This window comes from Streptomyces sp. NPDC006365 (assembly GCF_042870755.1).
In the GTDB taxonomy this organism is placed as follows: Bacteria; Actinomycetota; Actinomycetes; order Streptomycetales; family Streptomycetaceae; genus Streptomyces; species Streptomyces xiangluensis.
On sequence record NZ_JBIAHS010000005.1, the window covers coordinates 352583 to 377661 of the forward strand.

Consider the following 25079-nt stretch of genomic DNA (forward strand, 5'->3'; position numbering starts at 1 on the left):
TGGCCGATGCTAGCGGCTCCATGAATCGGGGGATTCGGCGCCATCCATGCCGAACGGTCGGTGGGCAAAGCAGTCCGCGTCCTGGTGTCGAGCGTACGTTCGGCCGTGGCCGGGGGCACGTAGGCGTTGGGTCGCAGTTCGGGTGCGCACGCGTTTGTCCATGCCCGGGGCACGCGCGCAGACGCCGCCTCCGCGGAATCCGCGGCGACGGCGCCGGTGTATACCGTATGGGGACGGTCCGAGCCCGCGCCGTCTCCCCGAGTGGACGGCGCCGGGCGGCTTGTGCGGAGCCTCGGCCTAGCTCTCGGCCAGGATGTGGGAGAGCTCCGTGTCGAGATCGAAATGGCGATGCTCCGTGCCCGGGGGTACGGCGGCGTCCGTTCGCTTCAGGAACGACTCCAGGGCCCGCGCCGGGGCCTCGAGCAGAGCCTCGCCCTCGGGGGAGCTCAGGGCGATGCACACGACGCCCTGACCGTGACTGCGGGACGGCCAGACACGGACGTCGCCCGTGCCGGTGGGCCGGTGCAGTCCCTCGGCGAGGAGATCTCGGGCGAACACCCACTCGACGGTTTCCTCGGCTCCGGTGTGGAAGGTGGCGTGCACGGCGTAGGGATCGGCCGTGTCATACCGCAGTCCTGCGGGAACAGGCAGTGAGGACTCGCTCGACACAACGAGGCGCAGGTGCAGCTCGCAGCTGACCGTGGTGTTCATAAGCGCCAGGGCCTTTCGCTCAGTGTGCGCTCGGGGATTCGCACGTCGGCGAAATCGACATGCCACCTACGGTGCCGTTGTAAACCCCTCTGAGTGTTTTGCGTGTCTTTAGGTAGCTCATCCGGCCGAGTGTGCGTTCGTCGACTACGACCATTCCAGTGACTGGTTTCTGTCCGGTAGGGTTTGGCCGTATGAATACGGGGAGTGACGAAACGGGGGAGGCCGTCGTGGCGGCCGACGAGACGAAGGGCGAGCCGGCGCTTGGGTCCCGTGCGCCGCAATTCATCAAGGCGCGACGCGCGCTGCACCTGAGCTGGCAGGTGGGCGTGTTCGTGGTGGGCCTCGCGGTCGTGGTGGCCGGCGTGATCATGCTGCCATTGCCCGGGCCGGGCTGGCTGGTGATCTTCGGCGGCATGGCGATCTGGGCCACCGAGTTCGTCTGGGCGCAGCTGGTGCTCCGCTGGACGAAGCGCAAGGTCACCGAAGCGACACAGCGGGCGCTCGATCCCAAGGTGCGCAGACGCAACATCATCCTGACGACGATCGGTCTGCTGATCGTCGGGGTGCTGGCCGGGATCTACCTCTATCGGTTCGGCTTCGTGATGCCGTGGAAGATCAAGGAGTAGCGGGGCTCCGCGTGCTCGGCGGGCGGTCGGAAGCACGCCCTGACATGGGGTAATGTTTTCCTACGTCCGGGCGATTAGCTCAGCGGGAGAGCGCTTCGTTCACACCGAAGAGGTCACTGGTTCGATCCCAGTATCGCCCACGATGTCGATGGCGACCCGGCCTGCGCAAAGCGCAGGCCGGGTCGCCATCGTCGTTATTGCGCGGCTTCGCCGCGTGTGGCGGGGCTCGGTCGCCCGCACCCCCACGGTGCCCGTCGGGGTGAGCGCCCTCGTGCGCATAGCGCACCAGAGGGTCCGCCGGGGGTCGAGGCCGGCGGCTGCTGGGGCATCCCACCAGCACGCGCCACCCTCGTCCTTTCCGTGAGGCCGCACGGGGTGCGGCGGGGGCCTCAGCAGTTGCGTACGCCCTCAAGGGCTACTTCTCGGATGGGCCGGGGCCTTCCAGCGGCCACAGCCAAGGTCGTACGCCCCTGAGGTCGGCCGAGACGGCGAAAGCGACGGCAAGCTCCAGGTCGAGCCCTCAGTGCATCGCGTGCCTGCCCCGGCATGCCTGCCCGACTCTCCGTCAACTCTCCACCCCAGCCGCGAACCTCCCTCCCCATCCGCCCCAACTTCCGTAAGGCGTCACCCCGTTCGACCGGTCGACTCCACGCGCTCCACCTGCGCAGTCGTCCAACGCCCCAGCCGGCCCGGCCCAGTTCACGCTGTCGCGCCGACGACCCCGTCCACATCAATTCCTGTCCGAGTCATTGACGTGCCCGAAGGGCCTCCGTAACTTGTGGCGGCAAGCGCTTACTTGAAACGATTCATGAGGCGGACGCATCGTCGCGGGGAGGCTCAACCATGCAGCAGAACAGAAAAGTTGAGAGGCGAACGATCCTCAAGGCGGGGGGAGCCTCACTGGCCGCGCTGGGGCTGGGGACCACGGCGACGGCGTGTGGGGGAGGCAGTGGCGCCGGGGACGGGACGGTGACGATCCGTTACGCATGGTGGGGTGCTGAAGACCGAGCCAAGCGGATCAACGAGACCGTCAAGCTCTTCGAAAAGAAGTACCCGAAGATCAAGGTGAAAACGGACTTCCAGGTTTACACGGACTTCTGGAAGAAATTCAATACCCAGGCTTCCGGCGGCAATCCGCCCGATGTCTTCCAGAACGCCATCGGGTTCCTGCGTAAATACGACGCGAAGAATGTGCTGCTCGATCTCAGCGAGCAGGTCGAGGCGGGCAACCTCTCCATGGACGGTTTCCGCGCAGGCCTGGACAAGTTCGGCGAGATCGACGGCAAGCTGCTCGGTGTTCCGGTCGGCTCCAACTCGATGGCCCTGGTCATCGACAAACCCGTCTACACCAAGGCCGGCGTGAATCCGGAGCAGGGCTGGACTTGGGACGACTTCGACGCGGCGATGAAGAAGATCCGCGACAAGGCGGGGAGGGCCGGGGACACCGGCCCGTACAACGTCATGTACCTCTACGACCTTTACCTCCGCCAGAACGGCAAGGCGTTCTTCACCGAGGACGGGCTCGGGTTCACCGAGGCGGACCTGAAGGAATGGTGGACGAAGGCCAAGAAGGCCGTCGAGGAAGGCGTCTACGCCGACCAGAAGAAGGTCGCCCAGATCAAGCCCAAGTCGGCGGTCGCCGCGGAACTCTCCGGTGGTGAGTTCACCTGGGACAACTTCACCGTCCGCTACACCTCCGAGGGCAAGAGCGAGTACGGCCTGGCTCCCATCCCGACCACGGACGGCAAGAAGACCGGCCAGTACCTCGGCTCTCTCATGCTCAGCGCCTCCAAGCGCACCCAGCACCCCAAGGAAGTCGCCCAGTTCATCGACTTCATGGTGCACGACCCGGAGGTCGCCAAGATCATGGGCTACGACCGAGGTGTGCCCGCGACGCAGGCTCAGTACGACGCCTTCAAGCCGACCGACCCGGTCAACATGGAGATAGCCGCCTACGAGGAGTCCCTGGTCAAGGCGGGGGTCCTGGAGCCCATCACCCCACACCCGAGCGGCGCGGACGTCTGTGAGGCGGCGTTCCTGCGCCTCGGTGAGGAACTCGGCCTGGGCAAGCGGTCGGTGGACGAGGCCGTCAAGCAGTTCTTCACCGAGTCGAAGACGGCTCTCAGCAGCTGATGGGAACCACCGTGACACACGCCCCTGCGATGGAGGGCCTGTCCAAGGACTCCGAGCCGCGGCACGGTCCGGTGAAATCCCCGCGCCCCGCTGAACTCAAGCGGCGGGGCCGCCGGGAGAACCTGGCCGGCTATCTCTTCATGTCCCCCTGGATCGCCGGATTCCTGCTGCTCACAGCGGGCCCGATGGTCGCCTCGCTCTATTTCGCGTTCACCGACTACAACCTGTTCGACTCGCCCAAGTGGATCGGCCTCGACAACTTCTCCGAGATGTTCGGCGACCCGCGCTGGCGTCACTCGGTGCAGGTGACGATCTGGTACGTCATCGTCGGTACGCCGCTCAAGCTGCTCGCCGCCCTCGGTGTGGCCCTGCTCCTGGCCCAGAAGCGGCGCGGACAGGCCTTCTACCGGGCCGCCTTCTATGCGCCGTCGCTGATCGGGGCGAGCGTCTCCATCGCCATCGTCTGGAAGGCGATCTTCTCGGACGACGCGATCGTCGACCGTACGCAGAAGATCTTCGGCGTGAACGTCGGCGGCTGGACCGGCGACCCGGACATGATCATCTACAGCCTGGTGGCGCTCACCGTCTGGCAGTTCGGCGCCCCCATGGTCATCTTCCTCGCCGGCCTCAAGCAGGTGCCGCGCGAGTTGTACGAGGCGGCCGAGGTCGACGGAGCGGGCAAGCTGCGGCGGTTCTGGAACATCACACTGCCGATGATCTCCCCGGTCCTCTTCTTCAACGTCCTCCTGGAGACCATCCACTCCTTCCAGATCTTCAGCTCCGCGTACATCGTCGGCGGCGGCGCCGGAGGCAACTCCTGTGGCCCCGCGGACGGTTCGATGGTTTACACCTGCTACCTCTACGTCCAGGGCTTCGAGAACAGCCGGATGGGTCTGGCCTCCGCCATGGCCTGGATGCTGCTGGTCGCGGTCGCCCTGGTGACGGCGGTGCTGTTCTGGTCCCAGAAGCGCTGGGTGCACTACGAGGAGGGCGCCTGATGAGCGCGCAGGCCACAGAGATCACGCCGACGCAAGGTCCGTCGACACAGGGCCAGTCGACGAAGGCGGGCAACTTCCGGCGCAGGCTGCCCGGTTCGCTCGCCTGGCACATCGGGTCCCTGGCGATCCTCGCGGTCATCCTCTATCCGGTGGTCTGGGTCATCGGCGGCTCGCTCAAGAAGAGCGAGGACATCGTCGGCAGCCTGGACCTCTTCCCGACCGACCCGATCACGTCCAACTACACGCGCCTGACCGAGGGCATCGCGGACATCTCGATCTCCACGTTCTTCTTCAACTCGCTGTTCCTCGCGGTCGGTTCGGTGATCGGGATCTTGATCTCGTGCTCGCTGACCGCGTACGCCTTCGCGAAGATCAAGTTCGCGGGCCGCAATCTCATGTTCACGCTGATGATCGGCACGCTCCTGCTGCCGTACCACGTGCTGCTCATTCCGCAGTACGTGCTGTTCCGCAACATGAACATGATCAACACGTACACCCCGCTCCTGCTCGGCAAGTACCTCGCCATCGAGGCGTTCTTCGTCTTCCTGATGGTGCAGTTCATGCGCAACCTGCCCAAGGAACTCGACGAGGCGGCCCGTATCGACGGCTGCGGGCACTTCCGCATCTACTGGTCGATCGTTCTGCCGCTGTGCCGTCCGGCCCTGATCACCAGCGCGATCTTCACCTTCATCAACTCCTGGAACGACTTCATGGGCCCGCTCATCTACCTCAACGAGCCCGACAAGTACACGGTCTCACTCGGCCTGAAGATGTTCGTCGACCAGGAGGGACTGGCCGACTACGGCGGCATGATCGCCATGTCGCTGGTCGCCCTGCTGCCGGTGCTCGCCTTCTTCATGGCCTTCCAGCGCTACTTGATCGACGGCATGGCGACATCGGGTCTGAAGGGCTGAGGCGCCATATGAGCCAGGCACCGGTCAAGACAAGCGGTCCGCCGCGGGAGTCCGTGTTCGCCGAGCGGTTCGGCCTCTTCGCCGAGTGTCTGCTCACCGGAGTGTGGATCGCACTGGCCTCGTTGCCCCTGGTCACCTACCCTGCCGCGTTCGCCGCGGGGGCGCGGCATCTGCGGCGGCGTACGGAGCACCAGGGCGGCGGCTGGCGGGAGTTCGTCGCCGACTTCCGGGCGGCCGCGCGCCGCGGGTGGGTCGTCGGCGTCGCCGGCTGGGTCGCGGCCGTCGCGGTCTGGGTGGATGTGCAGGCCGTACGGGCCGGGATCCCCGGCGGGCCGCTCGTCGGCGCCGTCGGGCTGTTCGCCCTGATCGGACTGGTCGTCGCCGGAATGCGTGCGGCGGCGGTCTGGGAGCCCGATGCGTCGTGGCGCGTGCTGCTCGGGGCCGCCGGGCGCCGTACGGTCCTCGATCCCGCCGGGTCCTTTCTGCTCGTCGGCGGACTGGTCGTGGTGGCCTGCTCCGCCTGGTTCGTCGTGCCACTGGCGGTCCCCGTCCTGGGGGCCGTCGCCGCGGCGGCTCTCGCCGTGGAGGCGCGCGGCCGACGCCGCTGAGCGGTCGCGCCCCAAGCAAGGTCGGCGCCCTCGGCGTCGCACCTCTCTCTGTCATGCCCCTGACTTCCCCGCACGGAAAGGAAAGGCCATGTCTCCCATCCCCCGCAGGTCCCTCCTGAAGGCCGCCGCAGTCGCCGGCGCCGCCGCCCAGTTCAGCTGGGCCTTGGGCACCCAGGGCGCGCAGGCCGCGCCCAGAGCCGAGCCGGGCGATGCCGACCCGGTGACCCTGGACTGGCTGGAGGAGGGCGGCCTGGGCGCCGCCCCCGGCTCCACTGTGGGCGTGCCCTGGCCGAAGGGCGCGTACGAGAAGGACCAGACGTTCGCGCTGAAGGACGCCGACGGCAAGGAGGTGCCGGTCCAGTCCTGGCCCATCGGCTACTGGCCCGACGGCTCGCTGAAGTGGACCGCGCACGCGGTCGCCGCCGGAGTCGGCGCCGGGAAGCTGACGCTCGCCGCCGGTGCGCCGGCCGCGTCCGAGAAGAAGGTCACCGTCGACAAGAGCGGCGGCACGATCGACATATCGACCGGTGTCATCACCGCGAAGATCGGCAAAAACGGCTCCACGCTCATCAAGTCCGTCACCCGCGGCTCCACCGAGATCGCCAAGGACGGCCGGCTCGTGCTGCTGCGCCAGCCCGAGATCGAGGACGGCGACCAGGGCGCGGAGAAGTACGAGCGGTTCGAGAGCGTCATCGGCGAGGTGGAGGTCGAGCAGGACGGGCCGGTACGTGCCGTGGTCCGTATCGACGGCAAGCACCGTAAGGGCGGCCGGAGTTGGATGCCGTTCTCGATCCGGCTCTACTTCTACGCGGGCGCCGAGTCGTTCCGCATGGTGCACACGATCACGTTCGACGGGAAGCAGGAGCCCGGCAAGGCGAGCGGCGACTTCATCCGCGGCATAGGTGTGCGCTTCAAGGTGCCGATGCGGGACGCCGCGTACGACCGGCACATTCGCATCGGCGGGGAGGGCACCGGTCTGCTGCGCGAGGCGGTCAAGGGCATCACCGGGCTGCGGCGCGACCCGGGGGCGGCCGTGCGGACGGCCCAGTTCGAGGGCAAGAAGCTGCCCGACCCGTCCACCTGGGACCAGCGGGTGACCACCCGGCTGCAATACATCCCCGAGTGGGGCGACTACACCCTCTCGCAGCTCTCGGCCGACGGCTTCGGTGTCCGCAAGCGCACCAAGAAGGGCCACGGCTGGATCCCCGCAGGCGGCGGCCGTCGGGCCAGCGGCTTCGGGTACGTCGGCGGCGCGAGCGGTGGATTCGCCTTCGGCCTCAGGGACTTCTGGGAGAAGTTCCCCGCCCAACTCGACATCCGCGACGCCCAGACCGACGAGGCCGAGGTCACGCTCTGGCTCTGGTCGCCCGAGGCACAGCCCATGGACCTGCGCTTCTACCACGACGGCATGGGCCAGGACACTTACCCCGAACAGCTCGAGGGCCTCAACATCACCTACGAGGACTACGAGCCCGGCTTCGGCACGCCCTACGGCATCGCCCGCACCAGCGAACTCCTCTTCTGGGCCCACGAGTCCACACCGAGTGCCGAGGCGATGGCCCAGCAGGTCGAGGTCGTACGCACTCCGCCGCAGCTTGTCGCCCCGCCGGGGCAGCTCGTCAAGGCGGGCGTCTTCGGCAAGCTGTTCGCCGAGCCGGACCGCTCGACCGGCGCCAAGGCGAAGATCGAGGATCATCTCGACTTCCTCTTCACCTACTACAAGGATCAGGTGGAGATGCGCCGTTGGTACGGCTTCTGGGACTACGGCGACATCATGCACAGCTACGACCCGAGCCGTCACCAGTGGTGTTACGACGTCGGAGGCTACGCCTGGGACAACTCCGAGCTCTCGCCCGACCTGTGGCTCTGGTTCGCGTACATGCGCTCCGGCCGCGCCGACATCTTCCGCTTCGCCGAGGCGATGACCCGGCACACCGGCGAGGTAGACGTCTACCACCTCGGCAGGTGGGCGGGCCTCGGCACCCGCCACGGCGTCCAGCACTACGCCGACAGCGCCAAGCAGCAGCGCATCGCCAACACCACCTACCGTCGCTACTACTACTTCCTCACCGCGGACGAACGCGTCGGCGACCTCATGCACGCCAATGTCGACTCCGACGAGACGTTCCTCGTCCTCGACCCCATCCGCAAGATCCGCACCGAGCCGTACACGCCCGACCGCAACGCGCTGTCGATCGGTTTCGGCACGGACTGGTCGGGGCTGGTGTCGGCTTGGCTGACCGAGTGGGAGCGGCGCGGCCCCAAGTGGGAGAAGGCCAAGGCCCGCGTCCTGTCCACGATGGAGACCATCGCCGCCCAGCCCAACGGCTTCGTCCAGGGCAACGCGCTGTACGACCTGGACACCGGGAAGTTCGCCGTCGCCAAGGAAGCCAAGGTCAGCGTCTCGCACCTGTCGGCGATGTTCGGCCTGGTCGAGCTGACCGCCGAGCTCATCGATCAGATCGACATGCCGAAGTTCAAGGAGGCGTGGCTGGACTACTGCCGCTACTTCAACGCCACGAAGGCCGAGCAGAAGGCCCGTTACGGCTCCGACTTCGGCTCCCTGCTGCTCTTCCAGGGCCACTCACGGCAGGACGCGTACGCCGCTGTCCAGTTGGGCGACGACAGGCTGGCCGCGCGGGCGTGGCAGCAGTTCTACAACAGCCGGGACACCTGGGACTACAAGGAGTCCACCGACTGGTCCACGAAGAAGATCGAGGGTCCGACCGCCCTGGTGCCCGGCAGCGAGGCGGCGTGGGTGTCCACCAACGCGACGGCGCTGTACGGGCTGGCGGCGATCCAGAACCTGGCGCTGGTCGGCGACAAGATCCCGTCATGACGGTCGCCTGACGCAACCTCCCCAGCTCCTCCCGCACTCGCCGCGCGCAACGACCGGCGAGTGCGGGAGGCAACCACCGGGTCAGTGGGCAGACTCGGGCCATGGACTGGACGCACTACCGCTTCCGCAGCCTGTGGGTTCTCGGCGCATCGGCCGACGACGTCTACGACGTGCTGGCCGACGCCGAGAACTACCCCCGGTGGTGGCCACAGGTGCGTGAGGTGACGCGGATCGACGACCGCAGCGGGATCATCCGTATCCGCTCACTGCTCCCGTACGACCTGGTGTTCACCGCCCGGGAGGTACGCCGCGACCGGGCGGCCGGAGTCCTGGAGATCGCGATGACGGGCGACCTGAACGGCTGGGCACGCTGGACGCTCACCTCGGAGGGGCCGGGCACGCGCGCCCGCTACGACCAGGAAGTCCACGTGACCAAGCCCCTGCTCCGGCGCCTCTCCTTGCCCGGACGGCCGGCGTTCCGCGCCAACCACGCGCTGATGATGCGGGCCGGGCGGCGTGGGCTGGCCGCGTACCTGGGCGGTAGCCATCAACAGGTTTGATGAGAACCCCGCTCGACCTGTATGGTTCAGTGCGTTCCCGGGCGATTAGCTCAGTGGGAGAGCGCTTCGTTCACACCGAAGAGGTCACTGGTTCGAACCCAGTATCGCCCACCCGGAGACAGCCGGTCCGTCACAGACGGACCGGTTTTTCGCATGTCAGGGCTTGTGTCGCGGGACCTGCTCCACGTCTTACGCCGCCGCCGGGAGCTCCGGACGCAGAGGCCATGCCGGATCGACCGCCTCCTCCGTGCCGCTGCGTGCGAACCACGCCTCCAGGCCGCGGGCCTGTGCCGCGTGCCACACCGCCTGCAACGTGTGCAGTTCGGCCGGCGAGAGCCGCTCCAGGCGGGCCGCGAAACGCCGCCCCACCGCGCGTACGACATCCATCGCGGCCTGCGCGTCGGCCGCCGCGTCATGGGCGCCCGCCAGCTCCACACCGTAGTGCGCGCACAGATCGGTCAGCGTGCGGCGGCCCTTGCGGTAGCGGTCCAGGTGTTTGTCGAGGACCCGCGGATCGAGCACGCGCAGCGGCACGGTCTCGAACCAGTGGTCCAGGGAAGACGCCCGATGCCGGCGCAACTCCCGGTCGAGCAGCGTCAGATCGAACGGCGCGTTCATCACCACGAGCGGGCGTCCCGCCGCGCTCTGCTCGGCCAGCTCCCTGACTATCTCGTCCATCACCGGCGACGGCCATCGGCCGTTGCGCTGCAGGTGATCCTCCGTCAGACCGTGTACCGCCGTTGCCCCTTCGGGCACCGGAACGCCCGGATTGACCAGCCAGCGGCTCACCCGCGGCCGGCTTCCGGAAGCGTCCTGGACGACGACGGCGGCCGACACGATCCGGTCGGTCTCCACGTCCACACCCGTCGTCTCGGTGTCGAACGCGGCCAGTGGACCTTCGTACCAGCACGTCATGCGCACGCAACTCCTCGTTCGCCCTCAGCAGTTGACGCGCCGTCCGCGCCGCCCTCTGCCCGATTCGGTGATACCCGCGCTGTTTGCGCCGTACGCCGGAAGGAGACAACAGAGATACGGGTCTTTGCAGTTCAGCGGCCCGTCGCGGGAATTCACCGGTTTCGGAAGGCTGTTGGAAATGGCCATCGCGCAGCCCGAACAGGGCGGGCTGCTGCCTCAGCGGACACCACCGCATCGCGGCACACTCGCCACCACTGCCTGCATGGAGACACTGCAGGTCGGCTATCTGCACGCAGTCGCGGCAGCCGCGGGCTGCTCCCTGTCCCAGCCCTTTCCGGACAACGGCATCGACTGGCACGTCAGCCACAGCGCCCCCGGGCACACGGTCGACGACGAAGTCACCATCAAGGTGCAGCTCAAGTGCACGTACCAGATCCCGCCGAACCCTCCGGGCCCGGCCTTCTCCTTCACGCTCGACAACGCCCACCTGGAGAAGCTCGCCCGCAGCCCGGTCTCGGTGCACAAGATCCTGGTCGTGATGCTCGTACCCAGATCCCAGGACGACTGGCTGCGCGCCAGCCACGACCGGCTCGATCTGCGGCACTGCTGCTACTGGACCAACCTCGCCGGACATCGCATCACCGGCCGGCGCAGGACCACCGTGCGGATACCGACCTCGCGCATCTTCGACGACCGGGCGCTCTGCGAGATCATGACGCGGGTCGGAACCGGAGGCAGACCGTGACGCACCGCCCGACTGACGAACCGGCACGACCAGCCAGGCCCCACCCGGTGGAGCCGCCGGGCCAGTGGGACCGGCCGCCCAGGCCCGACCAGGTCGACCCCGCCGTCCTCAGCGCGCTGCTGCATCGGCACGGCTGGCAGCGCCGCGGCGGAGCCGCCGGACGGTACGGCCGCTGGACCCCGCCCGGCCCCGGCGGCGCCGGCACCAGCCTGCTCGTGCCGGAGAGCCGGGCCTTCCCCGACAGCGAGGACCTCCTCGGCGAGGCCCTCGTCGCGCTGTCGCGCAGCGGCTTGCCCTCCGCGCGCGACGTCCTGGTCGGCCTCGCCGTGCCCAGCGACGAGATTCACTGGTCGCGCGATGTGCCCACCGGGCCCGTTGGCGCCACGGCCTGGGCCGTCGAGGAGCAACTGCGCAAGGCAGCCCGCCAGATGCTCCTAGCGGGCGCCCTCGCCGTACGCGCGCGTGCGGGCTACTACGGCGCCCGCCACCGCAGGCCCGCCGCCGCGTCCCTGGAGGACGTGCTCGTCTCCGCCGCACCCGGCGGCCGGCAACTGACCGCCCTACTGCCCGTCGCCACCGGCCGGCCGCTCGCCGTCCGGCTCCACCAGGCGGTGTACGCGGCCCGCGAGGCCATCGACTACCGACGCGCCACCGGCGGCATGGACGCCTTCGACGGCGCCGTCGAGGCGGGCGTCAGCCATGAGCTCACGGAGGCTCTCGTAGCCCTCGTGAAGGGCACCGAGGGCGCCCGGATCGCCGTCGAGTGGGCGCCCGCCGCCGGAGTCCCCGAGGGCTGCGCGACACCCGCCGAGCCCGTCGAGTTCTCACCCGGCGACCTGCCCGCGCTGCGCGAGGCCGGTGCCCGCTACCTGCGCGAGGAGCCGTCCGTGGCGGTGCGGATCACGGGCACGGTGGTACGGATGCGCAGGTCGGAGCCGCGTGGTGACGGCGCCGTACGGCTTCGGGTCATCGCGGGCGCCGAGGTCCCACACGTACGGATGACGCTCGACGAGGAGGCGTACCGGATCGCGGGCCATGCCCATCTGGTGGGGCTGCCGGTGCGGGTGCAGGGGAGGCTGGAGAGCCGGGGCGGCTTCCGGCGGCTGACCGGGGCGTCCGGGGTCGTGCCCGTGCAGGTGGACGAGGCGGAGCGGGACCGGCTGATGAAGTCGCTGCAGGAGACGGCGGAGATCACGGCATTCTTCGAGGAGGCGTACGGCGGGGACTGAGGCGGCGTACGGCGGGGACTGAGGCGGCGTACGGCGGGGCAGACCTGACCGTTTCGCAAGGGGTGCCCCGGGCTCGGTACGATCGCCCTTGTCTATTGCGCGCGTAATCAAAGATCCGCGCGCCCCTTGCAGTCAGGAGAGACCGGTGTCAGACGTCCGTGTGATCATCCAACGCGATTCCGAGCGGGAAGAGCGCGTGGTGACGACGGGCACTACGGCCGCAGATCTGTTCGCCGGAGAGCGCATCATCATCGCCGCACGCGTGGCCGGCGAACTGAAGGACCTCGCGTACGAGGTGAAGGACGGCGAGACCGTCGAGGGCGTCGAGATCTCCTCCGAGGACGGTCTGAACATCCTGCGCCACTCCACCGCGCACGTCATGGCCCAGGCCGTGCAGGAGCTCTTCCCCGAGGCCAAACTGGGCATCGGCCCGCCGGTCAAGGACGGCTTCTACTACGACTTCGACGTGGAGAAGCCGTTCACGCCCGAGGATCTCAAGGCCATCGAGAAGAAGATGCAGGAGATCCAGAAGCGCGGCCAGCGCTTCTCGCGGCGTGTGGTGACCGACGGGGCCGCGCGTGAGGAGCTGGCCTCCGAGCCGTACAAGCTGGAGCTCATCGGGCTGAAGGGCTCGGCTTCCTCTGACGACGGCGCGGACGTCGAGGTGGGTGCCGGCGAGCTGACCATCTACGACAACATCGACGCCAAGACCGGTGACCTGTGCTGGAAGGACCTCTGCCGGGGTCCGCACCTGCCGACCACCCGGAACATCCCGGCGTTCAAGCTGATGCGCAACGCCGCCGCGTACTGGCGCGGCAGCGAGAAGAACCCCATGCTCCAGCGCATCTACGGCACTGCCTGGCCGTCCAAGGACGAGCTGAAGGCGCACCTCGAGTTCCTCGCCGAGGCCGAGAAGCGCGACCACCGCAAGCTGGGCTCCGAGCTGGACCTCTTCTCGATCCCCGAGCAGATCGGCTCCGGCCTCGCCGTCTTCCACCCCAAGGGCGGCATCATCCGTCGGGTGATGGAGGACTACTCGCGGCGCCGCCACGAGGAGGCGGGCTACGAGTTCGTCTACACCCCGCACGCGACGAAGGGGAAGCTCTTCGAGACCTCGGGGCACCTGGACTGGTACGCGGACGGTATGTACCCGCCCATGCAGCTCGACGAGGGCGTGGACTACTACCTCAAGCCCATGAACTGCCCGATGCACAACCTGATCTTCGACGCGCGTGGGCGGTCGTATCGTGAACTGCCCTTGAGGCTCTTCGAGTTCGGTACGGTCTATCGCTACGAGAAGTCCGGTGTGGTGCACGGCTTGACCCGGGCCCGCGGCTTCACCCAGGACGACGCGCACATCTACTGCACGCGCGAGCAGATGTCCGAGGAGCTCGACAAGCTGCTCACCTTCGTTCTCGATCTGCTGCGGGACTACGGTCTGACCGACTTCTACCTGGAGCTGTCGACCAAGGATCCGGAGAAGTTCGTCGGCTCGGACGCGGCGTGGGAGGAGGCGACCGAGACGCTGGCCCAGGTCGCCGAGAAGCAGGGCCTGCCGCTGGTCCCGGACCCGGGCGGCGCCGCCTTCTACGGGCCGAAGATCTCCGTCCAGGCCAAGGACGCGATCGGCCGCACCTGGCAGATGTCGACGATCCAGCTCGACTTCAACCTGCCGGAGCGCTTCGAGCTGGAGTACACCTCGCCCGACGGTTCCAAGCAGCGTCCGGTCATGATCCACCGCGCGCTGTTCGGGTCGATCGAGCGGTTCTTCGCGGTACTGCTCGAGCACTACGCGGGTGCGTTCCCGGCGTGGCTGGCTCCCGTGCAGGCGGTCGGTATCCCGGTGGGCGACGCGCACGTCGAGTACCTGGAGAAGTTCGCTGCCGAAGCGAAGCAGAAGGGGCTGCGGGTCGAGGTGGACGCCTCGTCCGACCGGATGCAGAAGAAGATCCGTACGCAGCAGAAGCTGAAGGTTCCGTTCATGATCATCGTCGGCGACGACGACATGAACGCGGGGACGGTGTCGTTCCGCTATCGCGACGGCTCACAGGAGAACGGCATTCCCCGGGACGAGGCCCTGGCGAAGCTCGTGGACGTGGTGGAGCGCCGGGTCCAGGTGTGATCGTGGCCCTGCCATAGCGGCGCTTTGGCCCCCGGGTTTTCCCCGGGGGCCTTTGCCGTGCATGGTGTGTGAAGCCATATGCTGCACCACATGACGAGTGAGCCGGAGCAGCAGATCGGGGTGGGGACGCAGGACGCGTTCCAGCGCTTGTGGACGCCCCATCGGATGGCGTACATCCAGGGGGAGAACAAGCCCAGCGGCCCTGGTGCCGACGACGGCTGCCCGTTCTGCTCGATCCCGGCCAAGTCCGACGAGGACGGGCTCGTCATCAAGCGGGGTGAGCAGGTCTACGCGGTGCTCAACCTGTACCCGTACAACGGCGGCCACCTGATGGTCGTGCCGTACCGGCACGTCGCGGACTACACCGAGCTGACCGCTGAGGAGACCGCGGAGCTCGCCGAGCTGACGAAACAGGCGATGGCTGCGTTGCGCTCCGCGTCGGGGGCGCATGGGTTCAATATCGGCATGAACCAGGGTGGTGTCGCGGGCGCGGGGATCGCCGCGCACCTTCACCAGCATGTCGTGCCTCGGTGGGGCGGCGACACGAACTTCATGCCGGTCGTCGGGCACACCAGGATCCTGCCTCAACTTCTCGCGGACACCCGCAAGATGCTCGCGGAGGCGTGGCCTACGGCGGCCTGAGCGCTCCGCTGGGAACGCGGTGCGACGCCGCGGGTCCGTCGTCGTGGCTGGTCGCAGTTCCCCGCGCCCCTGAAGGGCGCGGTGCTGCCACCGGCCGCCACAGGGGCATCCTTGCCTCCGGGCACCCCACCCCCGCTGAACCGCCGGAGGCCTACGCGTCGTAGACGTCTGCCTTGCTGGGGGCCGCGTCCTGGACCTGGGTGCTCAGGAACGCTGAGCGGGTGCCGAATTTTTCGGTGTTCACGCCGTTCTCGTCGAGGACGCGGATGGCCGCGGCGTGGACCACGCGGAGCACGGGTGTCGCGGCGCGCAGGGCGTCGTCTGCCATGAAGCGGTGGCGCCAGGGCTTGTCGGCCCAGGCATGGCGCAGGCCGAAGGGCTCCGGGAGGACCAGCTTGCCGCCCAGCCAGTCGAGGATCGGCGGATACCAGGTGAAGGGGGCGCGCACCGCGAGCCGTACCACCTCGTCCGTCTCGACCAGCGGCAGCTTCCGCTCCGTCGTCTCCCAGAACTTGACCGTCTTGGCGACTTCCTTCGTCTTGGCCGCGGGCTTCGAGGTGAACAGGGAGTGCACAGGGCCCAGGGCATGGCCGGTGACCTCGATCCGCAAGGTCTCGTGCAGCACGGTCACCGTGATCAGCATCGTGATGATCAACTGGCCGTCCCAGAGCGTCCACTGGACCCCGAGGTAGTGCCGGTCACCGCTGCCGAACTGCTGCTTGTTGCAGATGTCCTGGATGGCGTGGTTCTTGATCTGGTACGCGTCCACGTCCGTACCCCCCGGCCGGGACACCTCCGCGGCGTTCTCACCGATCGGCGTGACCACCCAGTGCCGTATCGAAGGCTTCGGGAAGCCACCGGTGTTGAGCGGCCCGCGCTCCAGCATGCGCAGCTGATCGTGGATCGAGCGTATGACGTCCCAGCTGCGGAAGGGGTGGATCTCCTTGTCGGCGTCCGCCGGCATCAGATCCTCGGCGAGATGCCAGCTGCCCCAGCGCGTACCCATGCCGAGTATGCCCTTGGGGCCCGCGTAGAACACGGAGTTGGACTGCTGCTCGGCGGTGAGCCGGGCCAGCCCCTGGCGCAGCCGCTCGGCCGCGGTCTCACCGGGACTGCCTGGCACCGCCTCGGGGATCTTGGCGCCTACGCCGCCGCCGGCCAGCATACTGGCCCAGCGCTCGCGCATGTCCTTCGCCGTACGCTCGCAGATCTGCCTCGCCCAGAACCAGCCGAGGACGGGTGCGACGACCGCCGCGCGCGCATACCAGGCCCAGAAGCCGGTGAACGGCATCCGGATCAGGAAGATCACGGCGAGGGCGGCCACACCGATCAGAAGGGCCGTGGCGAGGGCCGAGGCACGCTTGTTGGTGGTCTTGTCGATCGTCCGGCGGATCTGGAAGACCAGCAGCCAGACCAGCAGACCGGGCAGGAAGATCAGCCCGGTCAGCACCATCACGGCGGTGAGCCAGCTGTCCCGCTCCTTGCGGATGCGGTTCGCCGCCAGGCAGTGCTCGACGACGACCTGCGGCTCCGTGCCGAACGACTGGATGAGCGGCTTGCGCGCACCGCCCAGCATCCTCAGCTGCACGGCGCGGGCGAAGGCCTCACCCAGGTTCGGCTTGCAGATCGTCGCCCACTTGAGGCCCGGCTTGACGGTCGACTTGTGCCACTCGCTGTTGGCTTCGAGGATCTTCTCGACGGGGTCGTCGCGGTACGCCGCCGAGGCCAGGGCGAACGTCGCCGCCGTCTGTCCCGCGGCACCCTGGAGCGGAATCTGCGCCCCGGGCCTGAAATCGAATCCGTCGTCCGCCACTGACCGCCCCCATCGCCGCCTTGCTCCGCTCCTGCGGCTTTTCCCGACTTCCGTACTCCGCACACCTGTTGATCAGGTCGTCGCCTTGATCAGGTTCTCAGAGTAGCCGCCGGGACCGACAATCGTCGGCGGACAGCCCAAGCTGTCCGCCGACCCTACGGGAGATCAACTAGGGGGAGTCCTGGGCCTGTTCGCGGATCTTCTCGGCCAGGTGCGCAGGCATCGGCTCATGCCGCGCGTAACGTCGGCTGAACCGTGCGGTGCCGTGCGAGAGGGAGCGCAGATCGACCGCGTACCGGTCGATCTCGATCTCGGGGACCTCGGCCCGTATCAGCGTCCGCCCGCCGCCCGCCTGCTCGGTGCCGACGACCCGACCGCGCCGCCCCGACAGATCGCTCATCACGGCGCCCACGAAGTCGTCGCCGACCAGGACCGTCACTTCGGCGACCGGCTCCAGGAGATGGATCTTCGCGTCGGCGGCGGCCTCGCGCAGGGCGAGCGCGCCGGCGGTCTGGAACGCGGCGTCCGAGGAGTCCACCGAGTGCGCCTTGCCGTCGAGCAGCGTCACCCGTACGTCGATGAGCGGATAGCCCGCGGCCACACCCTTGGCGGCCTGGGCGCGCACGCCCTTCTCGACGGACGGGATGAACTGCCTCGGCACGGCGCCCCCGACGACCTTGTCGACGAACTCGATGCCGGAGCCGCCGGGCAGCGGCTCGACCTCGATCTCGCAGATCGCGTACTGCCCGTGCCCGCCGGACTGCTTCACATGCCGGCCGCGACCGGCCGACTTGGCCGCGAACGTCTCCCGTAGGGAGACCTTGTGCGGTACGACATCGACCTGGACGCCGTACCGGCTGCGCAGCCGCTCCAGGGCCACGTCGGCGTGGGCCTCGCCGAGGCACCACAGGACCACCTGGTGGGTGTCCTGGTTCTGTTCCAGGCGCATCGTGGGGTCCTCGGCGACCAGCCGGCTCAGGCCTTGCGAGAGCTTGTCCTCGTCCGCCTTGCTGTGCGCGTGGATGGCCAGCGGCAGCAGCGGGTCGGGCATCTCCCACGGCTCCATGAGCAGCGGGTCCTCCCTGGCCGAGAGCGTGTCACCGGTCTCCGCGCGGTTCAGCTTGGCCACGCACGCCATATCGCCCGCGATGGCGTGCGTGAGGATGCGCTGCTGCTTGCCGAACGGTGCGGACAGGGCGCCGATGCGCTCGTCGACGTCGTGGTCCTCGTGCCCGCGATCGGCCAGCCCGTGCCCGGAGACGTGCACCGTCTGGTCGGGCCGCAGCGTGCCCGAGAAGACGCGGACGAGGGAGATCCGGCCCACATAGGGGTCGCTCGCCGTCTTCACGACCTCGGCCACCAGCGGCCCCTCCGGGTCGCAGGCCTTGATCTCGCGCGGTTTGCCGTCCGGAGTGGTGACCGTGGGTGCCTCGGGCTCCAGTGGGGTCGGGAAGCCGCCGGTGATGAGCTCCAGCAGCTCGACCGTGCCCAGGCCCTGACGGGCGCCGTCCGCCGCCGGCGCGGCAGCCACCACCGGGAAGAAGACCGCGCGCGCCACAGCACGCTCCAGGTCCTCCACCAGCGTCTTCAGGTCGATCTCCTCGCCGCCGAGATAGCGGTCCATGAGGGTCTCGTCCTCGCTCTCGGAGATGATGCCCTCGATCAGCCGGTTGCGGGCCTCCTCGATGAGCGGCAGCTGGTCGGGACCCGGTTCGGACTCCTTGCGCTCTCCGGAGGAGTAGTCGAACAGCTTCTGCGACAGCAGCCCGATCAGGCCCGTCACGGGCGCGTGCCCGTCGGGGCTCGGCGCTCCGTGGAGCGGCAGATACAGGGGCAGTACGGCGTCCGGGTCGTCGGCACCGAAGGCCTCCGCACAGGTCCGCGTCATCTCGTCGAAATCGGCTCTGGCCGCTTCGAGGTGGGTGATCACGATGGCCCGCGGCATACCGACCGCCGCGCACTCCTCCCACACCATGCGGGTCGAGCCGTCCACCCCGTCCGAGGCCGAGACGACGAAAAGGGCCGCGTCCGCCGCTCGCAGACCGGCCCTCAACTCCCCGACGAAGTCGGCGTATCCGGGAGTGTCCAGAACATTGATCTTGTACCCGCCCCATTCGACGGGCACCAGGGAGAGCTGTACCGACCGTTGCTGCCGGTGCTCGATCTCGTCGTAGTCGGAGACGGTGCCGCCGTCCTCCACGCGGCCCGCCCTGTTCACCGCTCCCGCTGTCAGCGCGAGAGCTTCCACCAGAGTCGTCTTGCCCGATCCGGAGTGGCCGACCAGCACCACATTCCGTACGGACGCGGGGTGGTCGGCCGCCGTAGCCCTGCCGGCGGCTCCGGGGTGTGCGTTCGCCTTGTCGCCCATGGCCTTGCCTCCCGTGCACGGTGAGGTCATGTGTGGGCGCGGACATGCGGACCCGCGTGCCGCGTGCGGTTGGCGGCTCCGGTGACGCCCGCGGTCCTTTCGAGCTTTCCACTCACGTCACGGCACGTCCATACAAAGGACGGGATCGTGCGCTCAGGGTCCCGCCCGCCGCCCACGCGCGCGCGTGACTACGATGGGCCAGCCGGTGGCCAGCAGGGGCCGCGCGGCCACACCGACCCTCGGGAAGGCCATGCTGAACAAGTACGCGCGTGCTTTCTTCACGCGTGTTCTCACACCGTTCGCCGCGTTTCTGATCCGCCGCGGCGTCAGCCCCGACACGGTCACGCTCCTGGGCACGGCGGGAGTGGTCGCGGGCGCACTGGTCTTCTTCCCCAGGGGCGAGTTCTTCTGGGGCACGATCGTCATCACGCTGTTCGTCTTCTCGGACCTCGTCGACGGCAACATGGCCCGCCAGATGGGCCGCTCCAGCCGCTGGGGCGCCTTCCTGGACTCGACCCTCGACCGGGTCGCCGACAGCGCGATCTTCGGCGGCTTCGCGCTCTGGTACGCGGGCAGTGGCGACGACAACATCCTGTGCGCCGTCTCGATCTTCTGCCTTGCCAGCGGCCAGGTGGTCTCGTACACCAAGGCCCGTGGCGAATCGATCGGCCTGCCCGTCGCGGTCAACGGCCTCGTCGAGCGGGCCGAGCGCCTGGTGATCTCGCTGGTCGCGGCCGGTCTTGCGGGCTTCGAGACGTTCGGGGTACCCGGTATCCATGTGCTGCTGCCCATCGCCCTGTGGATCGTCGCCGTCGGCAGCGTCGTCACGCTGATCCAGCGGGTCGTCACGGTGCGCAGGGAGTCCGCGGAGGCGGATGCCGCGACCGGCCAGGAAGGCGACCGGCCGGACGGCCAGGACAGCGGCCAGGAACAGGGCCCGGACAGCGCCCGCTCGCAGAACAGCTCAAAGACCAGCTCACAGAGCAGCTCACAGAGCAGCGAGGCCACATCGTGAGCGGTGTGCGTGAACGGCTGACGGACGGTGCGTACGCCCTGGGCTGGAGCACTGTCAAGAAGCTCCCCGAGCCCGTGGCCGTACGGCTCGGCAGGACCATCGCCGACATCGCCTGGAAGCGGCGCGGCAAGGGCATACGCCGTCTGGAATCCAACTACGCGCGCGTGGTGCCCGACGCGACCCCCCAGCGGCTCGCCGAGCTCTCCAGGGCGGGCATGCGCTCGTATCTGCGCTACTGGATGGAGTCCTTCCGGCTGCCCGCCTGGAGCAGGGAGCGCATCGCGAGCGGCTTCGTCCCTCAGGACCTGCACTACCTGACCGACGGGCTCGCATCCGGCAAGGGCGTCATCCTCGCGCTGCCGCACCTGGGCAACTGGGACCTCGCCGGCGCCTGGGTCACCACCAAGCTGGAGACCCCGTTCACCACGGTCGCCGAGCGGCTCAAGCCGGAGACGCTGTACGACCGTTTCGTCGCCTATCGCGAGGGCCTCGGCATGGAGGTGCTCGCGCACGACGCGTCCGTGTTCGGCACGCTGGCCCGCCGACTGCGCGACGGCGGCCTGGTCTGCCTGGTCGCGGACCGTGACCTGTCCGCCTCCGGCGTCGAGGTGAAGTTCTTCGGAGAGACGACCCGGATGCCCGCGGGCCCGGCGCTGCTCGCCCAGCAGACCGGCGCCCTGCTGCTGCCGGTGACGCTCTGGTACGACGACTCGCGCATGATGCGGGGCCGTGTGCATCCTCCGGTTGATGTCCCCGAGACAGGTACCCGGGCCGAGAAGACGTCTGTCATGACGCAGGCGCTGGCCGACGCCTTCGCCACGGGTATCGCCGACCATCCGGAGGACTGGCACATGCTGCAGCGCTTGTGGCTCGCTGACCTGGAACCCCGCCCCGAGCCGTCCGACGGGGAGCGCCCGTGAGGATCGGCATCGTCTGCCCGTATTCCTGGGACGTGCCGGGCGGCGTCCAGTTCCATATCCGCGATCTCGCCGAGCACCTCATCCGTCTGGGGCATGAGGTGTCCGTCCTCGCCCCGGCGGACGACGAGACCCCCCTGCCGCCGTACGTCGTGTCGGCCGGCCGCGCGGTTCCGGTGCCGTACAACGGGTCGGTGGCCCGGCTCAACTTCGGCTTCCTGTCGGCAGCGAGGGTCAGGCGCTGGCTGCACGACGGCACGTTCGACGTGATCCACATCCATGAGCCGGCCTCGCCGTCGCTCGGCCTGCTGGCCTGCTGGGCCGCACAGGGCCCCATCGTCGCGACCTTCCACACGTCCAACCCGCGCTCCCGTGCGATGGTCGCCGCGTACTCGATCCTCCAGGCGGCCCTGGAGAAGATCAGCGCACGGATCGCCGTGAGCGAGTACGCGCGGCGCACGCTCGTCGAGCACCTGGGCGGCGACGCGGTCGTCATCCCGAACGGCGTGGACGTCGGCTTCTTCACGAAGGCCGAGCCCAAGGCCGAGTGGCAGGGGGAGACGATCGGCTTCATCGGCCGCATCGACGAGCCCCGCAAGGGTCTGCCCGTCCTCATGAAGGCCCTCCCGAAGATCCTCGCCGAACGGCCGGGGACGCGTCTCCTGGTGGCCGGCCGCGGTGACGAGAAGGAGGCCGTCGAGTCGCTCCCCAAGGAACTGCGCGGACGCGTCGAGTTCCTCGGCATGATCAGCGACCAGGACAAAGCGCGGTTCCTCCGCAGCGTCGACCTGTACGTCGCCCCCAACACCGGCGGGGAGAGCTTCGGGATCATCCTCGTCGAGGCCATGTCGGCGGGCGCGCCCGTCCTCGCCTCCGACCTCGACGCCTTCGCGCAGGTCCTCGACCAGGGCGCGGCGGGCGAACTGTTCGCCAACGAGGACGCGGACGCGCTGGCGGCCTCCGCGGTACGGCTGCTTGCCGACTCCGGGCGCCGCGCGGAGTTGCGTAAGCGGGGCAGCACGCATGTCCGGCGCTTCGACTGGTCGACGGTCGGGGCGGACATCCTCTCCGTGTACGAGACGGTCACGGACGGAGCCGCCGCGGTCGCCGCCGACGAACGCAGCGGGTTGCGGGCGCGGTTCGGGCTGGCGCGGGACTGAGAGGGGCGTCTGGTGCGGGACTGCGCAACGTGCGGGAAGTGCCCCAGGAGGGCGCCACGACGCCTCTGACGGACGAGGAGGAGCTGTGTGGGCCCGGTCGGTGTTCGCCGCCGAGATCGGCGCGCAGCCGGCCCGTCAGGGATGGGCGACGTTTCCCGCTCACACGCCTCAGGAGCGCATCCGGCTGTACGCGGTGGCGCGGATGGATCGGGGGAGAGGCCGGTCTGCCTGGTGGAGGCCGTGCCGGAGGACACGATCACCATGCGCTTCGCAGTGGTCGGGACGGGTGACGCACTCGGCTGATCCCATTGATCCGGGTGCGGCCCCGGGCCGCGCAGGAGGCCTGGTCCCGCACCGGTAGCCTGTGCGCCCGTGACCTCCACCCTGATCTGGATCGCGGTCGCCCTTGTGGCGATCGGACTCTACTTGAGCTGGACCGCGGGCCGACTCGACCGGCTGCACGCCCGGATCGATGCCGCGCGCGCCGCTCTCGACGCACAACTCCTGCGGCGTGCGTCGGTCGCACAGGAACTGGCCACCGCCGGAGTGCTCGATCCGGCCGCCTCGATCGTGCTCTACGAAGCGGCGCACGCGGCCCGGCAGGCCGAGGAGGAGCAGCGGGAAGTCGCCGAGAGCGACCTCAGCCAGGCCCTGCGGGCCGTCTTCGGGGAGGCACAGCAGGTCGAGGCGGTACGCGAGGCCCCCGGCGGCGAGGAGGCCGCCGAGGAGCTCGCCCAGGCGGTACGCCGGGTGCCGATGGCCCGCCGCTTCCACAACGACGCCGTACGCGCCGCCCGCGCCCTGCGCCGCCACCGCAAGGTCCGCTGGTTCCGGCTGGCCGGCCACGCACCGTTCCCGCTGGCCTTCGAGATGGACGACGAGCCTCCGGCGGCCTTGGCCGATCGCTCGGCCTAGGCGAGGGCCGGGCACCTGGGTTTCGCCCCGCCGCCCCTACCCGTCCCGAGGGGGCTGCTTCTCAGCCCGCCCGCGTTTGAGGACGAGGCCGTCAGGCCGATGAGGGTCCGGGGCGCAGCCCTCAGCGGGGCCCGGGGCAGAGCTCCGGGAGGGGACGGGTAGGGGCGGTGAGGGCGAAATCATGCCACGGGCTCCCCATTGGCCCTTGCAGTGGCCTGGTCCCCTCGCGTTTCCTCGGTGTTTGCAGAAACCCTCTTTCAGCGAGTGAGGTCAACCCGTGTCGAGCACGCTCTCCAACTCCGCCCAGGCCCCCGAAACCGGCACCGCGCGCGTGAAGCGCGGTATGGCCGAGCAGCTCAAGGGCGGTGTGATCATGGACGTCGTCACGCCGGAGCAGGCGAAGATCGCCGAGGACGCGGGCGCCGTCGCCGTCATGGCCCTGGAGCGGGTCCCGGCGGACATCCGCAAGGACGGCGGCGTGGCCCGCATGTCCGACCCGGACATGATCGAGGGCATCATCGAGGCCGTGTCCATCCCGGTGATGGCCAAGTCGCGGATCGGCCACTTCGTGGAGGCCCAGGTCCTGCAGTCCCTCGGCGTCGACTACATCGACGAGTCCGAGGTCCTCACCCCGGCCGACGAGGTCAACCACTCCGACAAGTGGGCCTTCACCACGCCGTTCGTCTGCGGCGCCACCAACCTCGGCGAGGCCCTGCGCCGCATAGCCGAGGGCGCGGCCATGATCCGCTCCAAGGGCGAGGCCGGCACGGGCAACGTCGTCGAGGCCGTACGTCACCTGCGCCAGATCAAGAACGAGATCGCCCGCCTCAAGGGCTACGACAACAACGAGCTGTACGCCGCCGCCAAGGACCTCCGCGCCCCGTACGAACTCGTCAAGGAGGTCGCCGCACTCGGCAAGCTCCCGGTGGTGCTGTTCTCGGCCGGTGGCGTCGCCACCCCCGCCGACGCCGCCCTGATGCGCCAGCTCGGCGCCGAAGGCGTCTTCGTGGGCTCCGGCATCTTCAAGTCGGGCGACCCCGCCAAGCGCGCCGCCGCCATCGTGAAGGCCACCACCTTCTACGACGACCCCAAGATCATCGCGGACGCCTCCCGCAACCTGGGCGAGGCCATGGTCGGCATCAACTGCGACACCCTCCCCGAGGCCGAGCGCTACGCGAACCGCGGCTGGTAAGCACCCATGACTGAGGCACCCGTCATAGGCGTCCTGGCCCTTCAGGGCGACGTACGGGAGCACCTCATCGCCCTGTCCGCGGCCGATGCCGAGGCCAGGGCGGTGCGGCGCCCCGAGGAACTCGCCGAGGTCGACGGCCTGATCATTCCCGGCGGCGAGTCCACCACCATCTCCAAGCTGGCCGTCCTCTTCGGAGTGATGGAGCCCCTCCGGGCGCGCGTGCGGGCCGGATTGCCCGTCTACGGCACCTGCGCCGGCATGATCATGCTCGCCGACAAGATCCTCGACCCGCGGTCGGGCCAGGAGACCATCGGCGGCATCGACATGATCGTGCGCCGCAACGCCTTCGGACGACAGAACGAATCCTTCGAGGCGGCCGTCGACGTGAAGGGCGTTGAAGGCGATCCTGTAGAGGGCGTTTTCATCCGCGCCCCCTGGGTCGAGTCCGTCGGAGCCGAGGCCGAGGTGCTCGCCGAGCACGACGGCCACATCGTCGCCGTACGCCAGGGCAACGCGCTCGCCACGTCGTTCCACCCGGAACTGACCGGCGATCACCGCGTGCACGGTCTGTTTGTCGACATGGTGCGCGCGGACCGTACAGCGGAGTCCTTGTAGGATCTCTGCCGTTCGGACAGAGATGGGTTACGCGAAGGAGAC

Annotated in this window: 21 protein-coding genes and 2 tRNA genes; 19 read left to right on the plus strand and 4 right to left on the minus strand. The window is 68.9% G+C overall.

What is annotated here, in order from left to right:
- Nucleotides 1-297 precede the first annotated feature (297 nt).
- Nucleotides 298-711 (minus strand): SsgA family sporulation/cell division regulator, encoded by a 414-nt coding sequence (locus ACFYO0_RS17660; RefSeq protein WP_003959770.1) that lies wholly within the window; start codon nucleotides 709-711, stop codon nucleotides 298-300.
- Between the two features lie 191 nt (nucleotides 712-902).
- Between ACFYO0_RS17660 and ACFYO0_RS17665 the strand changes: the two genes are divergently transcribed.
- The 9 genes from ACFYO0_RS17665 to ACFYO0_RS17705 all read left to right on the plus strand — a co-directional run bounded on the left by ACFYO0_RS17665 (nucleotide 903) and on the right by ACFYO0_RS17705 (nucleotide 9500).
- Complete coding sequence (locus ACFYO0_RS17665; protein ID WP_388676594.1) at nucleotides 903-1337, plus strand: TIGR02611 family protein; 435 nt, start codon at nucleotides 903-905, stop codon at nucleotides 1335-1337.
- Nucleotides 1338-1405: 68 nt separating this feature from the next.
- Nucleotides 1406-1477 (plus strand) — tRNA-Val (locus ACFYO0_RS17670).
- Nucleotides 1478-2180: 703 nt separating this feature from the next.
- Nucleotides 2181-3470 (plus strand): ABC transporter substrate-binding protein, encoded by a 1290-nt coding sequence (locus ACFYO0_RS17675; protein WP_388676237.1) that lies wholly within the window; start codon nucleotides 2181-2183, stop codon nucleotides 3468-3470.
- Complete coding sequence (locus ACFYO0_RS17680) at nucleotides 3470-4468, plus strand: carbohydrate ABC transporter permease (RefSeq protein WP_388676240.1); 999 nt, start codon at nucleotides 3470-3472, stop codon at nucleotides 4466-4468. The genes ACFYO0_RS17675 and ACFYO0_RS17680 overlap by 1 nt, the downstream gene beginning before the upstream one ends.
- On the plus strand, nucleotides 4468-5382 hold the full coding sequence (locus tag ACFYO0_RS17685) for a carbohydrate ABC transporter permease (RefSeq protein ID WP_388676243.1): 915 nt from the start codon (nucleotides 4468-4470) through the stop codon (nucleotides 5380-5382). The genes ACFYO0_RS17680 and ACFYO0_RS17685 overlap by 1 nt, the downstream gene beginning before the upstream one ends.
- Before the next feature lie 8 nt (nucleotides 5383-5390).
- On the plus strand, nucleotides 5391-5990 hold the full coding sequence (locus ACFYO0_RS17690; RefSeq protein ID WP_388676246.1) for a hypothetical protein: 600 nt from the start codon (nucleotides 5391-5393) through the stop codon (nucleotides 5988-5990).
- 88 nt (nucleotides 5991-6078) lie between these two features.
- A complete protein-coding gene (locus ACFYO0_RS17695; RefSeq protein WP_388676249.1) occupies nucleotides 6079-8829 on the plus strand; it encodes a Tat pathway signal sequence domain protein in 2751 nt (916 codons plus the stop codon).
- A 101-nt stretch (nucleotides 8830-8930) separates the two neighbouring features.
- Entirely contained in the window at nucleotides 8931-9389 is a 459-nt protein-coding gene (locus ACFYO0_RS17700; protein WP_388676251.1) for an SRPBCC family protein, read from the plus strand.
- 39 nt (nucleotides 9390-9428) lie between these two features.
- A tRNA-Val gene (locus tag ACFYO0_RS17705) sits at nucleotides 9429-9500 on the plus strand.
- Nucleotides 9501-9578: 78 nt separating this feature from the next.
- Here ACFYO0_RS17705 and ACFYO0_RS17710 read toward each other — a convergent pair.
- Nucleotides 9579-10304, minus strand: a complete 726-nt coding sequence (locus tag ACFYO0_RS17710; RefSeq protein WP_386346958.1) for a 3'-5' exonuclease — start codon at nucleotides 10302-10304, stop codon at nucleotides 9579-9581.
- Nucleotides 10305-10482: 178 nt separating this feature from the next.
- Here ACFYO0_RS17710 and ACFYO0_RS17715 point away from each other — a divergent pair, with 178 nt between their 5' ends.
- The 4 genes from ACFYO0_RS17715 (at nucleotide 10483) to ACFYO0_RS17730 (ending at nucleotide 15042) form a co-directional block, all read left to right on the plus strand.
- On the plus strand, nucleotides 10483-11049 hold the full coding sequence (locus tag ACFYO0_RS17715; RefSeq protein ID WP_344388040.1) for a DUF4365 domain-containing protein: 567 nt from the start codon (nucleotides 10483-10485) through the stop codon (nucleotides 11047-11049).
- Nucleotides 11046-12278 (plus strand): hypothetical protein, encoded by a 1233-nt coding sequence (locus tag ACFYO0_RS17720; RefSeq protein ID WP_388676254.1) that lies wholly within the window; start codon nucleotides 11046-11048, stop codon nucleotides 12276-12278. Before ACFYO0_RS17715 ends, ACFYO0_RS17720 begins: the two co-directional genes overlap by 4 nt.
- Before the next feature lie 145 nt (nucleotides 12279-12423).
- Nucleotides 12424-14400: a threonine--tRNA ligase gene (gene thrS, locus ACFYO0_RS17725; RefSeq protein WP_388676257.1), complete on the plus strand. Its 1977-nt coding sequence runs from the start codon at nucleotides 12424-12426 to the stop codon at nucleotides 14398-14400.
- A 78-nt stretch (nucleotides 14401-14478) separates the two neighbouring features.
- A complete protein-coding gene (locus ACFYO0_RS17730) occupies nucleotides 14479-15042 on the plus strand; it encodes an HIT family protein (protein WP_386346952.1) in 564 nt (187 codons plus the stop codon).
- 151 nt (nucleotides 15043-15193) lie between these two features.
- Here the strand turns inward: ACFYO0_RS17730 and ACFYO0_RS17735 are convergent, their stop codons facing one another.
- Both ACFYO0_RS17735 and ACFYO0_RS17740 read right to left on the minus strand, forming a co-directional pair.
- On the minus strand, nucleotides 15194-16855 hold the full coding sequence (locus tag ACFYO0_RS17735; RefSeq protein ID WP_388676260.1) for a hypothetical protein: 1662 nt from the start codon (nucleotides 16853-16855) through the stop codon (nucleotides 15194-15196).
- Nucleotides 16856-17024: 169 nt separating this feature from the next.
- Nucleotides 17025-19223, minus strand: a complete 2199-nt coding sequence (locus ACFYO0_RS17740; protein WP_388676263.1) for an elongation factor G-like protein EF-G2 — start codon at nucleotides 19221-19223, stop codon at nucleotides 17025-17027.
- A gap of 193 nt (nucleotides 19224-19416) precedes the next feature.
- On the opposite strand from ACFYO0_RS17740, the gene pgsA reads away from it, so the two are divergent.
- The 6 genes from pgsA (at nucleotide 19417) to pdxT (ending at nucleotide 25037) form a co-directional block, all read left to right on the plus strand.
- Nucleotides 19417-20238, plus strand: coding sequence for a phosphatidylinositol phosphate synthase (pgsA, locus tag ACFYO0_RS17745; protein WP_388676597.1), 822 nt, complete (start codon nucleotides 19417-19419; stop codon nucleotides 20236-20238).
- The gene (locus tag ACFYO0_RS17750) at nucleotides 20235-21158 is read left to right on the plus strand and encodes a phosphatidylinositol mannoside acyltransferase (RefSeq protein ID WP_388676266.1); all 924 of its coding nucleotides are present in this window, start codon (nucleotides 20235-20237) and stop codon (nucleotides 21156-21158) included. Before pgsA ends, ACFYO0_RS17750 begins: the two co-directional genes overlap by 4 nt.
- The gene (locus tag ACFYO0_RS17755) at nucleotides 21155-22315 is read left to right on the plus strand and encodes a glycosyltransferase family 4 protein (protein ID WP_388676269.1); all 1161 of its coding nucleotides are present in this window, start codon (nucleotides 21155-21157) and stop codon (nucleotides 22313-22315) included. The genes ACFYO0_RS17750 and ACFYO0_RS17755 overlap by 4 nt, the downstream gene beginning before the upstream one ends.
- Nucleotides 22316-22687: 372 nt before the next feature.
- Nucleotides 22688-23230: a hypothetical protein gene (locus ACFYO0_RS17760; protein ID WP_388676272.1), complete on the plus strand. Its 543-nt coding sequence runs from the start codon at nucleotides 22688-22690 to the stop codon at nucleotides 23228-23230.
- 277 nt (nucleotides 23231-23507) lie between these two features.
- Nucleotides 23508-24422, plus strand: coding sequence for a pyridoxal 5'-phosphate synthase lyase subunit PdxS (gene pdxS, locus ACFYO0_RS17765; RefSeq protein ID WP_344388052.1), 915 nt, complete (start codon nucleotides 23508-23510; stop codon nucleotides 24420-24422).
- A gap of 6 nt (nucleotides 24423-24428) precedes the next feature.
- The gene (gene pdxT, locus ACFYO0_RS17770) at nucleotides 24429-25037 is read left to right on the plus strand and encodes a pyridoxal 5'-phosphate synthase glutaminase subunit PdxT (protein WP_388676275.1); all 609 of its coding nucleotides are present in this window, start codon (nucleotides 24429-24431) and stop codon (nucleotides 25035-25037) included.
- Nucleotides 25038-25079 lie beyond the last annotated feature (42 nt).